Source organism: Litoreibacter halocynthiae, from assembly GCF_004365635.1.
Taxonomy (GTDB): Bacteria; Pseudomonadota; Alphaproteobacteria; order Rhodobacterales; family Rhodobacteraceae; genus Litoreibacter; species Litoreibacter halocynthiae.
Map to the genome: position 1 here is coordinate 136,487 of NZ_SOBH01000004.1, position 14,598 is coordinate 151,084.

General features: G+C 55.2%; 13 protein-coding genes and 1 tRNA gene. 8 read left to right on the forward strand and 6 right to left on the reverse strand.

The features are described 5' to 3' along the window. The first annotated feature begins 45 nt into the window (after positions 1 to 45). Positions 46 to 840 carry an inositol monophosphatase family protein gene (locus tag BDE40_RS16000; RefSeq protein WP_134016244.1) on the forward strand — a complete coding sequence of 265 codons (795 nt, stop codon included), beginning with the start codon at positions 46 to 48 and terminating at the stop codon, positions 838 to 840. Here BDE40_RS16000 and BDE40_RS16005 read toward each other — a convergent pair. The 4 genes from BDE40_RS16005 to BDE40_RS16020 all read right to left on the reverse strand — a co-directional run bounded on the left by BDE40_RS16005 (position 837) and on the right by BDE40_RS16020 (position 6,961). Continuing rightward, positions 837 to 1,901 carry an ABC transporter ATP-binding protein gene (locus BDE40_RS16005; RefSeq protein WP_134016246.1) on the reverse strand — a complete coding sequence of 355 codons (1,065 nt, stop codon included), beginning with the start codon at positions 1,899 to 1,901 and terminating at the stop codon, positions 837 to 839. The two genes, BDE40_RS16000 and BDE40_RS16005, sit on opposite strands and share 4 nt — an antisense overlap. A gap of 9 nt (positions 1,902 to 1,910) precedes the next feature. After that, a complete protein-coding gene (locus BDE40_RS16010) occupies positions 1,911 to 4,127 on the reverse strand; it encodes an ABC transporter permease (protein ID WP_134016248.1) in 2,217 nt (738 codons plus the stop codon). A gap of 3 nt (positions 4,128 to 4,130) precedes the next feature. After that, a complete protein-coding gene (locus BDE40_RS16015; RefSeq protein ID WP_134016250.1) occupies positions 4,131 to 5,156 on the reverse strand; it encodes an ABC transporter substrate-binding protein in 1,026 nt (341 codons plus the stop codon). Positions 5,157 to 5,311: 155 nt separating this feature from the next. Beyond that, positions 5,312 to 6,961 (reverse strand): Na/Pi cotransporter family protein, encoded by a 1,650-nt coding sequence (locus BDE40_RS16020; protein ID WP_134016252.1) that lies wholly within the window; start codon positions 6,959 to 6,961, stop codon positions 5,312 to 5,314. A gap of 199 nt (positions 6,962 to 7,160) precedes the next feature. On the opposite strand from BDE40_RS16020, the gene BDE40_RS16025 reads away from it, so the two are divergent. The 6 genes from BDE40_RS16025 (at position 7,161) to BDE40_RS16050 (ending at position 12,385) form a co-directional block, all read left to right on the forward strand. Next, positions 7,161 to 7,958, forward strand: coding sequence for a DeoR/GlpR family DNA-binding transcription regulator (locus BDE40_RS16025; protein ID WP_134016254.1), 798 nt, complete (start codon positions 7,161 to 7,163; stop codon positions 7,956 to 7,958). A gap of 58 nt (positions 7,959 to 8,016) precedes the next feature. Further along, positions 8,017 to 8,994, forward strand: coding sequence for a phosphate/phosphite/phosphonate ABC transporter substrate-binding protein (phnD, locus tag BDE40_RS16030; RefSeq protein ID WP_134016257.1), 978 nt, complete (start codon positions 8,017 to 8,019; stop codon positions 8,992 to 8,994). Positions 8,995 to 9,058: 64 nt separating this feature from the next. Further along, entirely contained in the window at positions 9,059 to 9,856 is a 798-nt protein-coding gene (phnC, locus tag BDE40_RS16035) for a phosphonate ABC transporter ATP-binding protein (RefSeq protein ID WP_134016259.1), read from the forward strand. After that, a complete protein-coding gene (gene phnE, locus BDE40_RS16040) occupies positions 9,853 to 10,665 on the forward strand; it encodes a phosphonate ABC transporter, permease protein PhnE (RefSeq protein WP_134016260.1) in 813 nt (270 codons plus the stop codon). Before phnC ends, phnE (BDE40_RS16040) begins: the two co-directional genes overlap by 4 nt. Continuing rightward, on the forward strand, positions 10,665 to 11,480 hold the full coding sequence (phnE, locus tag BDE40_RS16045) for a phosphonate ABC transporter, permease protein PhnE (protein ID WP_134016262.1): 816 nt from the start codon (positions 10,665 to 10,667) through the stop codon (positions 11,478 to 11,480). Before phnE (BDE40_RS16040) ends, phnE (BDE40_RS16045) begins: the two co-directional genes overlap by 1 nt. 5 nt (positions 11,481 to 11,485) lie before the next feature. After that, complete coding sequence (locus BDE40_RS16050) at positions 11,486 to 12,385, forward strand: HAD-IIA family hydrolase (RefSeq protein ID WP_246030486.1); 900 nt, start codon at positions 11,486 to 11,488, stop codon at positions 12,383 to 12,385. 89 nt (positions 12,386 to 12,474) lie between these two features. Here BDE40_RS16050 and BDE40_RS16055 read toward each other — a convergent pair. Next, a tRNA-Arg gene (locus BDE40_RS16055) sits at positions 12,475 to 12,551 on the reverse strand. 90 nt (positions 12,552 to 12,641) lie between these two features. On the opposite strand from BDE40_RS16055, the gene BDE40_RS16060 reads away from it, so the two are divergent. Then, a complete protein-coding gene (locus BDE40_RS16060; RefSeq protein WP_134016266.1) occupies positions 12,642 to 13,718 on the forward strand; it encodes a LacI family DNA-binding transcriptional regulator in 1,077 nt (358 codons plus the stop codon). 16 nt (positions 13,719 to 13,734) lie between these two features. Here the strand turns inward: BDE40_RS16060 and BDE40_RS16065 are convergent, their stop codons facing one another. Continuing rightward, positions 13,735 to 14,598 (reverse strand): YihY/virulence factor BrkB family protein, encoded by an 864-nt coding sequence (locus BDE40_RS16065; RefSeq protein WP_246030499.1) that lies wholly within the window; start codon positions 14,596 to 14,598, stop codon positions 13,735 to 13,737.

Sequence of the window (14,598 nt, forward strand, 5' to 3'; positions counted from 1 at the left end):
TTGTTGCCCTTTACCGCTTCGGGAAAGTCGCTAGGCTTTCGCATTATGGACACTGCATCCCGACTCGACACTTTAACTGCGATTTGCCTCGAAGCGGGGCAGCTTGCCTTGCGCTATTTCAAAAACCAGGACGAACTTGTAATTGATCATAAGGGCCATCAGGACTTCGTGAGCCAAGCCGACCGCGAGGTCGAAGCTTTGACGCGCAGATTGCTGGAAGACGCCTTTCCCGATGATACCATCGTTGGGGAAGAAGACGCGCCAAAGCCGGGAACATCAGGCTTCACCTGGGTGATCGACCCAATTGATGGAACGACCAACTTTATCAACGGGATTCCGGCTTGGACGGTTGTCGTTGCGGGTGTGAGTAACGGTAAAACGCAGATGGGCGTCATTCACGACCCTTGCAATTCCGAAACCTACGCCGCCACGGCCGGGAATGGGACAATCCTTAATGGCAAGCCAATCCTGATAAACGACCAACGCAAACTCTCGGAAGGAACTGTGGGCGTGGGGTATTCGAACCGTGTTGACGACAGCGGTATCGTGCGATTGGTGGCGGGCTTGGTTGAAGAAGGCGCGATGTTCCACCGCAATGCCTCCGGTGCTTTGTCATTGGCTTACGTCGCTGCGGGGCGGTTGCTTGGCTATTCCGAAGAGCACATGAACGCGTGGGATTGTTTGGCTGGTCAACTTCTCGTCGCGGAAGCAGGCGGGCGAGTTGAAATGCAAGACGCGGATGCGATGATCGCCGATGGTGGGCGTGTCGTCGTCGGGACTCCCGTCGTATTTGATCGGCTCCTTGAGATTTCCGAGAAGGCATTTGCGACCGAGGTCTAACCTTCGGGCAGCAATACCGGCCCCTTTTCCGCAAATCCGACAGTCACTTCGGTTCCAACTTCCAGCGGCGTATCGACGTCATCTTGCACAGCAAACATTGATCCGAATACGGCCTCAAGCGTGTATTCCATTCGCACACCGACATAGGTGGCTTTGGCCACCTTCGCGTGGAACCCGTCCTTGGCCCCGATTACCAATCGTGACGGGCGGACCGCCATTGTGGCAGGCCCAACCGGAATACCGCGCGATGGCAGGTCATAGCGGTAGTCTTCGATGGCAATAGTCGCCTGCTCGCCAGCCACGGCCTCAATGACGCATGGCAGCAGGTTTGCCTCGCCGATGAAGTCGGCGACGAAGCGGTCCACGGGCGCGTCGTATAACTGGCGCGGCGTGCCAATTTGGGCAATCGCTGCGTTGCGCATTACCACGATTTCGTCCGATACGGCCAATGCCTCCTCCTGATCGTGGGTCACGTATACCACCGTTAACCCAAGGTCTTTCTGAATGGCGCGGATATCCTCGCGCACCTGCCGCCGCAGTTTAGCGTCAAGGTTGGAAAGTGGTTCGTCAAACAACAAAACCTGTGGCTCCAGCACCAAGGCGCGAGCCACGGCAACTCGCTGCTGCTGACCACCCGACAACTCACTCGGCAGGCGCGCGTCGAAGCCTTTGAGACCCACCAGATCAAGGCCCACCAAGGCCCGCTCCCGCGTTTCGGCCTTCGTGAAGCCCGAGAACGAGAGACCATAGGACACGTTTTCCAGCACCGACATATGCGGAAACAGCGCGTAGGACTGGAACACCATCGAGACGTCGCGATCTGTTGCGGGCAAGTTGGTTACGTCAGCATCCCCAATGAGGATGCGACCTGACGTTGCCATCTCCAACCCCGCAATCATGCGCAGTGTCGTAGTCTTGCCACAGCCTGATGGACCCAAAAGCGTGACCAACTTGCCGGCCTCAATTTCCAGGTTCACGTCGTCCACAGCCAAGACATCGCGACCATAGACTTTGCTGACATTCTGGAAGCTGACCGGCGCCGCCTTGGAGCTAATCTTCATGATGATCCCTTAAACATTGGTGCGCGACTGACTCATGCGCCGCCCGATTTCGGTTCGCCCGACAATAAGCTGCATGACACCCACGACCGACAGCATCACAAAGATCAGCGTGGTGGAATAGGCGATGGCAAGGCCGTAGTCGTTATTCTCGACACGCCCGATGATGTAACTGGTCGCCATGTCATATTCTGCCGAAACCAAGAAGATCACCGCTGAAATCGCCGTCATGGCGCGGACAAAACTGTAGACAAGTGCGGCCAAAATCGCAGGGCGTAGCAACGGCAGGATCACCTTTCGGAAGGTCTGCCAACTATTCGCTCCAAGGGTCAGGGAAGACTCATCCAGTGACTTGTCGAGTTGCGACATCGACGCAATGCCCGCGCGGACACCCACTGGCATGTTTCGGAAGATGAAACTGATGATCAGGATCAACCCTGTCCCCGTGATCTCTATCGGCGGCACATTGAAGGCCAGTATGTAACTGACGCCTATGACCGTTCCAGGAATGGCAAAGCTAAGCATGGTGCCGAACTCGAACGCGTTCTTGCCTGCGAAGGTTTGTCGGGTCAGCAGGTAGGCCGTGATTAAACCAACCACCGCCGTCAACGGAGCCGCAGCCGCCGCAATGTAGATCGTCGTCCAGAAGCTGTCCCATGCAGCGCCGGTCCAGCGGATGCCGCTATCTTCGATACGGACGGAGAACGCAGTGACATAATGCTTGAAGGTCAGTGTGTTGTTGACGCCCCACAACTCAACCATGCTGCCGTAAAGGATCATGCCGTAGATCACGATGGTGAACAGACCCCATGCGCCCGCAATAACAAAGACTGGAACCGCCAGCCCGTTTGGCATCATTGGGTGAACACCTGCATCCCCCTTGCCTGATACTGTCGTGTAACTTTTCTTACCCAGCCACGCGCGCTGCGCGTAAAATGCCGACAGCGTGAAGAACAACAGCACCATGGCTAGAACAGCCGCGCGGCCTTGGTCATATTGCGCACCTACGATAGCGAAAAATATCTCGGTCGACAGCACATCAAAGTTGCCGCCAAGAACCAGTGGATTGCCGAAATCCGCCATGCTTTCGATGAAGCCTAGAAGGAAGGCATTCGCGAGACCGGGACGCATTAGTGGAAGCGATACGGTGCAGAAGGTTTGCCATTTGTTGGCCCGCAGCGTTTGCGCGGCTTCTTCCATCGACGGCGACACGCCCTCGACCACGCCGATCAGCACAAGGAAGGCGATTGGGGTAAAGGCCAGAACCTGCGCGATCAGGATCCCCGGCAGGCCATAAAGCCATCTGGTGGGTTGAACACCGAACAGGTCGGAGATGAATTGCGTGACAGCGCCAGACAACCCGAACAGCAGGATCAATGCCAAGCCGATCACAAATGGTGGCGTGATGATTGGAAGGACAGTAAGCGCCCTGAGCGCGCGCTTGTAACGGAAGCCGGAGCGGGTGACGACCAACGCGAAAACCAGACCCAACACCGTTGTCAGCAATCCGACCAGGACCGCAAGGAACAGCGAGTTCCACGCCACGCCACATCGGCCACCGCTTAGGCACCCCAAGCCCCAAAGTCGGTCGTCGAAAAATTTGGCCGCGAAGACACCAACAGAGTAACTGCCCTCTTCGGTGACAAAGGCCGCAAGCAGCATTTTAGCAATCGGGAAGAATACAAATGTCGTCACGATGACGATAACGCCCCCAATGGCGCTGACGACAAATACATCGCCGTTGATCGCGCCACGAGCCGCTACGCCTTGAGTGAATATAAACAGGAATGCCGAGGCTAGGACCATTGCCCCAAACCCCATGCCGAATTGACGGTCACCTAACTCTCCGAAGAGCGCCTTTAGCCATTCAAAGTTGAACCCGCGAATGCCGATGCCGAAGCCCTGTGCCGTCAACCAACCGAAGCCGAGTGCGCCGGTTAGCAGCAGGATTTTTGCGTAAAGAGGATCGCTCTTTGGGCGGCCCAACGCAGCAAGCGACATCACAAGTGGAATGAGAAGCGGGGCAAGCCACAGCTTCTCTCCCTGTGCGATAAGGAAGGCCGCCGGTGCGTAGTCTTCATCGAACGGGTAGCCGTCAATCAGCCATTCGAACGAAAGGATTCCATCTTCGACCCCATACCAAGGCAGAAGCAGAAACCCGACCCACCCAGCGACGATCCAGAAGATCAACGCCGGGTGGGTGGTCTTTGTGTTTGTCGTGTTACGCAAGATTTATTGCGGCAAGGTCGAGACGTCTTCGTCCCATTTTTGCAGCAGGCGCTTGCGCTCTGCCGACGATCCGTAGGTTTTGAAGTCGTAGTCAATCAGCTTGATCGAAGACATATCCGGCGCTGAAGGAGACGTATCCGCACCTTTGTTCGACGGCACCTGGAACGCGTTCACTTCAAGCGCAAGGTTCTGCGCATCGGTTGAAAGCGCCCAGTCATAGAACTTCTTGGCCTCGTCCATGTTGCGCGCACCTTTGATGATCGACATCGAGCCGATTTCGTATCCCGTTCCCTCGCATGGGGCCACAACCTTCACGGGAAAGCCAGAGACCGCCTGCTTCACAGCGTCATGCATGAAGACGATACCAATGGTATTCTCGCCACGGCCAGCCGCTTTGATCGGGGCCGAACCGGACTTGGTGTATTGATTGATGTTGGAGTGCAGACCCTTCATGAAATCAAAGCCTTCGTCCTCACCAAACAACTGAACCATCGTTGCCAGCGTTGTGTAGGCCGTGCCCGAAGAGTTCGGGTTCGCCATCTGTACGTGGCCTTTGTATTCGGGCTTTAGCAGGTCTTTCCAACAGGCTGGCTCCGGCAGGTTGTTCGCCGCGAGAAGATCGGTGTTGTAACCGTACCCCAAAGCGCCGGAATAGATGCCGATCGTTTTGTCCCCAGCACTCGTTGCTTGGGAGATCGCCCAATCGTGCAGCTCGCCACGCATTGGTGTGACATATGGCTCGGTCAGGTCTTCCTCAGCAGCTTGTAGATGCGGATCACCAGTGCCGCCCCACCAGACGTCACCCTTGGGGTTGGACGATTCTGCTTTGATTTGGGCGAAAGTTTCACCAGAGGATTTGCGGGTCATATTGACGTCGATGCCTGTCGCATCTTCAAAACTACGCGCCATGAGCTGGCACCAGTCTTCTTGCGCAGAGCAATATAGCGTCAGCTTTTCCGCTTGCGCGGCCGTCACACTTGCAACCATGGCAACAAGTGATGGGATCAGCAATCTTTTGATTTTATTCATTTTTTCCTCCCTAGGATTTACTTGGTCTTATTTTTGGTCTTTTTCGTTGGCAGCAACATTTTCGACCATACGCGCTTTTCGTAACGTTCATGATCGGCTCACACAGCATGTCCGGTAACTCGGTCGCGTCAACTTTTTTCGCCTGCTCACTCTAATCAAGCACCTTCCTCGGTGTTTGCAAGCCGGCTCGACAGCAACCCTCCAGTCGCCTCGACGATTGGGTATGCCGTGTAGGTGAACGCGGTGTTCACCTGCTTCAAAGCGCGGATAGTTTCTTGATGCAGATTGCTGGTTTCAAGGCTTGCAACATTACCTTTGCGAAGGCGTTCAAGATGGTGCGCCTGAAGCCGCTGTTCCACATCGCGGATGCGGTCTTTCTCTTCAACAAGCTGGATCGCAGCTTCCGCGTCTCCGGTCATCAGCACGTTCAATCCGAGTTGGACGTTAGACAATACCTGATCGTGGAAATCACACAAATCGCGCCACCCGTCGTCCGAAAACGATAGCCCTTCCGCGTGCAGACGTTGAGCGTATTCGATTAAATTCGAAGACACCTGATCACCTGCGTCTTCCAGATGGTTGGATATCGTCGCAATATCCATCGCACGTCTGGCCTGCCTGCCGGACAGAACACCTTCTTGAAGATGCGCAATGTATAGCTTCACCTCGAAATGCATTCGGTCAACTTCGTCCTCGCTATCAAGGATGGCGCGGTAGGTTTCATGATCCCAGTCGCGGAACAGTCCTAATACCGGAGTTAACATGGCGTGAACTTGCTCCCCCATCTCCAGAACTTCCCGCATTGCGCTTGCAAGTGCGCGGTCCGGATCAGTTAAGGCGGTATCCAGCGCGCTGATCCGGCGCGGTTTTGTCGGGGTGGTATCAGGAAGAATTATGCTTGCCACGCGCAGCATTGGATTGATCAACATCAACCCCAGCAGCAAAACCACGAGGTTAAAGACGAGATGTAGGTTTATCGATTGCACGGCGGCAGTCGCACCAAGCAGGCTAAGCTGATGTTGCCACTGCACCAAAATCAGCAACGCCAGCAACGCACCGCCCCCTCGGATCAGCAAGTTAGCGAACATGACCCGCCTTGCGGAGCGTGCGCCAGAGAGCGTCAGCAAAACAGGGATCGTCGCACCACCAAGATTGGCGCCAAGAACAATCGCCGCGGCCGCAGGCGCTAGAAGGACGCCCTCGGATGCCATGGCAACTACCGCAAGGACCGTCGCCACGCTAGAGTGGGTGACCCATGCTAACACCGCGCCAAGCAAGAATGAGGTGACAAGATCAGTCGACAAATAGGAGAATATCAGCGCCGTGATTTCGCTGTCCTGCAGCGGAGCTGTCGCGGTTCGGATCATCGAGAGCGAGGTAAGCACAAGCGCAATACCTATGATGATCCGGCCTGTCTGCTTGATGCGACGTGCGCGGCCTTTCAGAAATAGCCCCACGCCGATAACCAACAGTAATGGCACCAATACTGCGATTGGGGTCAGTAGAATTCGCGCGACAATAGACGAGCCGAGATCCGCACCGAGGATAACCGCGAGGCTGCTTGCCGCAGGAAGTGTGCCAGCCGATACGAAACCTGCGACCAACATCGCGACCGCGGTCGAACTTTGCATGGCAATAGCCGCGACCACGCCGCTTCCAGCTGCCGTCGACTTCCTCTGAGATGCCCGTCGCACCCCTGTACGAAGCGGGCCGGAAAACCCTCGTTCAATCCCGGTGCGCACCAGCCGCACAGACCAGAGCAGAAGCGCAATTGCGCCCGCAAGATTTCCGATTATCTGGATCACCTAGTTCATCCGATCCGAGTGTTCTCTCGCAAAATGGCGGACGAACATTGTCACCACGCCGCACTGCCATACAGCAATCATTGGCATGATCCGAGCACCGAAATCTGCCTTATGCAACATTTTTTCTTGCATATGGTTGGGAAACTCCACATTTTTGTACTCAAGTTGGGGATTCTCGCTCAAAAACCTGAAAGTGCGCATGTCAGTTGACGTTGACCTTGAAACACGGCCGAAGCTGCGCAAGCAGGAACGACGCAAGCACATCCTGTTCGAACTTCGACTGCGTCCACATGTCCGCATTTCCGAACTGGCTGATCGCTTTCGTGTATCAACGGAAACCATTCGACGTGATCTTGAGAAGTTAAGCGCTGACGGCCTTTTGGATCGCGCGCATGGCGGGGCGCTGGCCTTAACGTCCGGCCAGTACCCGACATTTGACGAGCGGGCGACGGCCCGTGTCGCAGAACGGGAGCGGATCGGGCGCAGGGCCGCAAATCTCGTGCAACCCGGCGAAACACTTATGGTTGATTCCGGTTCAACGACCCTGCAGCTTGCAAGGTTTCTTGCGTTTGACGGCACACCCTGCACAGTCATCACCAACAGCTTTCCAGTAGCAATGGCCCTTGGCCAAAGCGAGGTGACCAAAGTCATCATCTGCCCCGGCGACTATCTCGCGTCCGAATCTGCGGTGATCGGAACCGATGCAATCGAGTTTCTAGAACGCCATTGTGTCGATAGATGCTTGATCGGCGCTTCGGCACTTTCCGAAAGAGGTCCGTCGGAAGCGATACGGGGATTTGCTGCAATCAAGCGCATTATGCTGCGCCAGAGTGCAGTATCACACCTTTTGATTGACGGTGAAAAATTTGGCCGCAAGAGTTTGGCGGAGGTGGGCGGCCTATCAGACGTGTCATCCATAATATCTGATCAAGCACCTACAGAGGATCTGGCCAAATCACTCGAGCGATCCAATGTCGAGGTGATTGTCGCTCGTTAGCATACAAACACCTGTTCTGAAGAAGCAGGTGCAATTGAAAACCAAGGGAGGAAAGAACATGAGTAAACTAAAAAAACTACTGGCTACGACCGGCGCAATTGCCGCGATGTCGATCGCCGCTACTGGGGCTTGGGCACAAGACTGCCCGCGTGGCGACCTGGATGCGCGCTATTGCGACCGTGACGGTGATCTGATTGCCGACATTCCGACAGATGAGTCCGAACTGCTGGATCCGAACCCGCTGATCTTCGCATACACGCCAGTTGAAGATCCGGCAGTGTACAAAACGGCTTGGTCGGATTTCCTTGATCACATGAAGGAGAAAACCGGCAAAGATATCGTGTTTTTCCCTGTGCAATCGAACGCTGCCCAGATTGAGGCTATGCGCTCTGGCCGCCTCCATATTTCGGGCTTCAATACTGGCTCCAATCCGCTTGCAGTGAACTGTGCTGGCTTCCGTCCATTCACGATTATGGCCTCGAAGGACGGTGGCTTCGGCTATGAGATGGAGATCATCACTTATCCGGGCTCTGGCGTGGAAAAGGTTGAGGACATTAAAGGCAAGCAACTGGCCTTTACTGCACCCACGTCAAACTCTGGGTTCAAAGCGCCATCCGCCATTCTGAAATCCGAATACGGGATGGAAGCAGAGCGTGATTTCGAGCCTGCCTTCTCGGGCAAGCACGACAACACGATCCTTGGTGTGGCGAATAAAGACTACACCGCGGGTGCGATCGCAAACTCGGTTCTGTCCCGCATGATCGACCGCGACGTGGTCAAGCCGGAGCAGATTGTTTCGATCTACAAATCGCAGACATTCCCGACGACGGGCTTTGGCACGGTCTACAACCTAAAGCCGGAACTTCAGGAGAAGATCAAAGACGCATTCTTCAGCTTTGAATGGGAAGGCTCCTCACTGCTGGAAGAATTCTCCAAATCCGGCGAGGAACAGTTCCTTGAGATGAACTACAAGGAATTCTGGGACGTGATCCGTAAAATCGATGCAGCAAACGGCGTAAGCTATTCTTGCCAATAATATAATCTAAACGGCGGCGCTCATTTGGGCGCCGCCGAACCGACTACGTCAACTGAGGCTGGACATGCTGAAACTCAAAAAGCTCGTGAAAACTTATCCCACGGGCGATCAGGCTTTGAAGTCGATCGATCTCGAAATGCCTGAAGGGCAAGTGCTGGCGCTGATCGGCCCCTCTGGTGCGGGCAAATCAACCCTGATCCGCTGCATTAACCGGCTGGTTGAGCCGACATCTGGAGAGGTCTGGCTGGACGAAACCGAACTTACACACTTGAAATCTTCGGGCCTGCGCCGCGCGCGGCGCGAGATGGGAATGATCTTTCAAGAATATGCCTTGGTCGAACGCCTGACCGTGATGGAAAACGTTCTCTCCGGCAGGCTTGGCTATGTCGGCTTCTGGCGCAGCCTTACTCGCCGCTATCCACAATCAGATGTAGATGAGGCGTTCCGCCTTCTGGATCGCGTGGGACTGCTAGCGATGGCCGATAAACGCGCCGACGAACTGTCCGGTGGTCAACGGCAACGCGTCGGCATCTGTCGTGCACTTATCCAGAACCCGAAACTGCTACTCGTGGACGAGCCAACGGCATCACTTGACCCAAAAACCAGCCGCCAGATCATGCGCCTGATTTGCGAGCTTTGCGCGGAACGCGGCCTCGCGGCGATCATCAACATCCATGACGTCGCCTTAGCGCAGATGTTCGTTCAGCGTGTCGTCGGACTTCGTTTTGGCGCGATGGAATTCGACGGCCCACCAGAGGCCCTGACACCAGATGTTCTGACAACGATCTATGGCGAAGAAGACTGGGAAGCGACGATCAAGAAGGTCGACGACGACGGCAACGAAATCGAGGCCGCCGAATGAGCACCGAACTAGAAGCAATCCTTGGCAAAACATGGCGCCGACCACCCTTTGTCACAAACCCGATGCTGCGTTGGGGGCTTTTGAGCGCGTTCTGCGCCTACATGGTCGCCGCCTACATGACGATCGAGATTAACTGGTCCCGCGTATACGAGGGATTGGATCGCGGTGGACAATTCATCCTAGCTTTCATGACACCCGATTTCGTCTCTCGTGCTTCGGATATCTGGAGCGGTTTGCTGGAAAGCATTATCATAACCGTCGCAGCATCGGTGGTTGGCATACTGATTTCCATCCCAATCGGCTTGGGCGCGGCACGCAATATCGCACCGCTGCCCGTATATATGATCTGCCGTGGTATCGTTGCCATCAGCCGTGCTCTGCAAGAAATCATTGTGGCGATCCTGCTCGTTGCCATTTTCGGCTTCGGCCCTCTCGCTGGCTTCCTTACGTTAAGTTTCGCGACCATCGGTTTCCTATCCAAACTGTTAGCCGAGGATATCGAAAGCATGGACCGTTCACAGGCCGAGGCCGTTCGCGCGTCTGGCGCACGTTGGGCGCAGTGGATCAACTACGGCGTGCAACCTCAGGTTATGCCCCGGCTGGTCGGGCTTTCAATATACCGGCTCGACATCAACTTCCGTGAAAGTGCGATCCTTGGCTTGGTCGGTGCAGGTGGCATCGGGGCTACATTGAACACCGCATTTGACCGCTATGAGTACGATACAGCCGCAGCAATCCTGATCCTGATCATCGTGATCGTCATGGCGCTGGAATACATCTCCGGCATCGTTCGAGCGAGGGTTCAGTAATGCCTGTAAAGCACCAAAACGGCACCGACATCTGGCGGCGCAGGACGACCAAGCAATCTGTAGCGCACTCGGCAATGTGGCTCACAGGGCTCGCAATATTCGCCGTTTGCTGGCAGCAGATATCAAACGCGACCACATGGTTCTTCGTTTGGGATGCGCCGCGTATTGCAAGTGACATCTGGACCCGCGCGACACCGCCACGCTGGGAATACATTAGCCAACTGGGTCGGCCGATCTGGGATACATTGAACATCGCAACGCTCGGTACGCTGATCTCGTTATGCCTTGCCGTTCCGGTGGCGTTTCTGGCGGCAAGCAACACCACACCTTCGCGCCTTTTCATCCGGCCAATTGCCCTGTTGATTATCGTCGCGACCCGCTCGATTAATTCGCTGATCTGGGCGCTGCTGCTTATCGCAATCATTGGGCCCGGCGTGTTTGCGGGCGTGGTCGCAATCGCGATCCGCTCTATCGGTTTTTGCGCGAAGCTTCTGTACGAGGCCATCGAAGAAATCGACGCCGTTCAAGTTGAAGCCATCACCGCGACGGGCGCTTCTCGCTGGCAGGTTATGGCCTACGGGATTGTTCCCCAGATCATGCCAGCCTTCGCGGGGATTGCCGTGTTTCGCTGGGACATCAACATTCGTGAGTCAACGGTATTGGGCCTAGTAGGTGCCGGTGGCATCGGGCTTCAGCTTTCATCGTCGCTGAATGTGCTGGCTTGGCCGCAGGTTAGCTTAATCCTGCTCGTAATCCTCGTTGCGGTTGTGATCAGCGAATGGGTCTCCGCCAAAGTCCGCGGAGCAATCATTTGAGCGGAATGGATACCACCAAAGCTCTCGCTGCGTATGAAGCAGTCCGGCACCGGCTACCCGATGTCGTTCCGCCCAAAAAGAAACCTCAGTTCGTCGCTACGTTGGAGGACATAGCAGATCAATATGATGCGTTTCTTCTAGACGCTTTCGGTGTTCTGAATATCGGAGAAACCGCGATCCCCGGCGTGGTGGAACGGATCCAAATGCTCAAGTCACGGGGTAAACAGATCATCGTCGTGTCCAACGCCGCCGGGTTTCCGCATGCAACATTGATGGAAAAATACCAACGGCTTGGATATGATTTCGCACCAGAGGACGTGATCACCAGTCGTGCGACTTTACTATCGGCCATTGGGTCAGGTGAAGGTAAGCATTTTGGGCTCATGGCAACGCCGAAAGCAGGTTTGCGTGACCTTGAAAGCTTGAATGTAAGCTATCTGGAAGAAGACCCCGCCGTTTATGAAAAAGTCGATGGCTTCTTGATGATCGGCAGCGCCGCATGGACAGAAGGTCGCCAATCGCTGCTAGTGCAGGCATTGAGGCAACGACCCAGACCGGTTTGGGTAGGCAATCCCGACATCGTCGCTCCGCGCGAAACAGGCTTTTCAACCGAACCGGGATATTTTGCCCACAGACTTGCCGACGAGGCCGATATAGCACCGAAATTCTTCGGCAAACCCTTCGGGAATATATTCGAGCTGGCCTTTCAGCGCCTGAATCGCAACACCTCGCGTGATCGCGTGGTGATGGTCGGCGACAGCCTACATACGGATATTTTGGGCGCACAATCCGCCGGAATAGCTTCGGCCCTGATTGCAGATTACGGGTTTTTCGCTGGCTATGACGTGCAAAGCGCAATTGTTGCATCAGGGATTCTGCCTGATCATATCGTGTCGCGCCCCTGACATATCACGGACTTCCGGACCCAATGTGCAACAACAATGAGCCCTGCGTTGCGAATGTAGCGTGCTCCAGCGGTTGAGCATTCAAAATATGGTGACCCCGGCAGGATTCGAACCTGCAACCTGCCCCTTAGGAGGGGGCTGCTCTATCCAGTTGAGCCACGGGACCACGGAAACTGTATGGCGTCTTTAACGAAGGGCAGGCAACCCTAAATGCCATCACAGTTGCGCCTTGGAGTGGGGCTTGTTTAGCGCTATCATGTCTCACACTCAAAAGTTGACGAGATACACATTGGCCGAACGCTCAAGCCCCGAATACCGCCACCAGCTCACCCTTCGAGACGTGTCGGAGGCGTCTGGGGTAAGTGAAATGACCGTAAGCCGCGTGTTAAGAAACCGTGGGGAGGTCTCAGACAAGACTCGCGAAAAGGTTCTGCTTGCCGCCCGACAGCTTGGCTATGTCCCGAACAAAATTGCTGGGGCTCTTGCCTCTAACCGGGTGAATCTGGTGGGCGTGATCATTCCCTCCTTGTCCAACATGGTGTTTCCGGAAGTGATGATGGGGATATCAAAGGTTCTTGATGGCACACCTTTGCAGCCGGTCGTTGGCGTCACCGACTACGTTCCCGAAAAAGAAGAGAAAGTCATATTCGAGATGCTGTCATGGCGTCCATCGGGCTTGATCATCGCCGGACTTGAACACACAGATGCCGCGCGTCGCATGATGGAAAACGCCGGCGTCCCCGTTGTCGAGATAATGGACGTGGACGGTTCTGCGGTTGACGCCGCGGTTGGCATTTCCCACACACGTGCTGGCCGCGAGACTGCGAAAGAAATTTTGAAGCGCGGGTATCGCAAAATCGGCTTCCTTGGCACCAAGATGCCGCTCGACCACCGCGCCAGGAAACGGTTCGAGGGGTTCGAAGCGGTCTTGCGTGAGAACGGACTAAGTCTTGAGGCAGAAGAGTATTACTCCGGTGGTTCCGCCTTGGGTAAAGGTCGCGAAATGACCGCGAATATTCTCAAGAAGAATAAGGATTTGGACTTCCTCTATTACTCCAACGACATGATTGGTGCGGGAGGCCTGCTGTACTGCCTGGAAGCAGGAATTGACGTTCCCGGGAAGTTGGGGCTGGCAGGATTCAACGGTGTGGAATTGATAGACGGATTGCCTCGCAAATTGGCCACTATGGATAGCTGCCGCGTTGAGATCGGGAAGGCTGCCGCACAAATCATAGCGAACGAAGCCGATGGTTCTGTTGACGCCGCTGCGGAGAAACGCGTTGAGCTGTCTCCGATATTTGCCCCAGGCGACACTCTACGTCCAATGCCGTAGTCGTGGCTTTGGCGCGCTAATCTCCACCAGATTTTTTGCCGTGATTGCGTCGTGATAACTCGCAATTCAGTGTCGCCCCAAGCAAGACGACCCAAGCGCTAATATAGAACCACATCAGCAATGCGACGACAGCGCCGATTGATCCGTACACCTCGTTATATTTGCCGAAATTGGCCAGATAGAGTGAGAAAGCCCACGATGCCGTTCCCCAGATAACCAAGGCGACCAAGGCACCGGGGGAAACCCAGCTGGTTCTGAGATGTGGCGTTTTATGGTTGGGGCCAAAGCGATAAATCAGACCCAAACCGAGGACCACGGCAGAAATCACAACCACCCAGCGGAGCAGTTCGAACATGTCTCCGGCATACTCCCCCAGTGGCAGTAGGGCCAACGCAATCGGGAAGACCACGATACCCGTAAGCGCAATCAGCGACATCGCAATCAAGCACATGGTTAGTAGCAACGCTGCAAAGGTCCTCCGTATACCTGTCCGGTGGGGGGCAGAATACACCGCATTCAATCCACGGATCAGAGCAGACACTCCTGCGCGCGTCGACCAAAGTGCCGCCATTAAAGAGATTAAAGTCGTGTAGCCCAACGTCGAGTCATTGGCATTGATCAACACATCCACTTGTGTTTCGAAAAGCCTGAATGCATCGCCAGGGATAAAACTGCTTAACAAGGTAACCTGTTCGTCGATCAGGTTTGGATCCGAGAAAACGCCCCAAAGCGCAATAAGGGCGGCCAGAGCCGGGAAAATCGCCAACATTGCGTAGAAGGCGACACCCGCCGAAATCAAGCTCAGGTTGCGTGCGTCCATCGCTGTCAGCAAATTGCTTAAGAAGGTGTAAGCCGACATCAAATAGCGCAGTATCTTCAC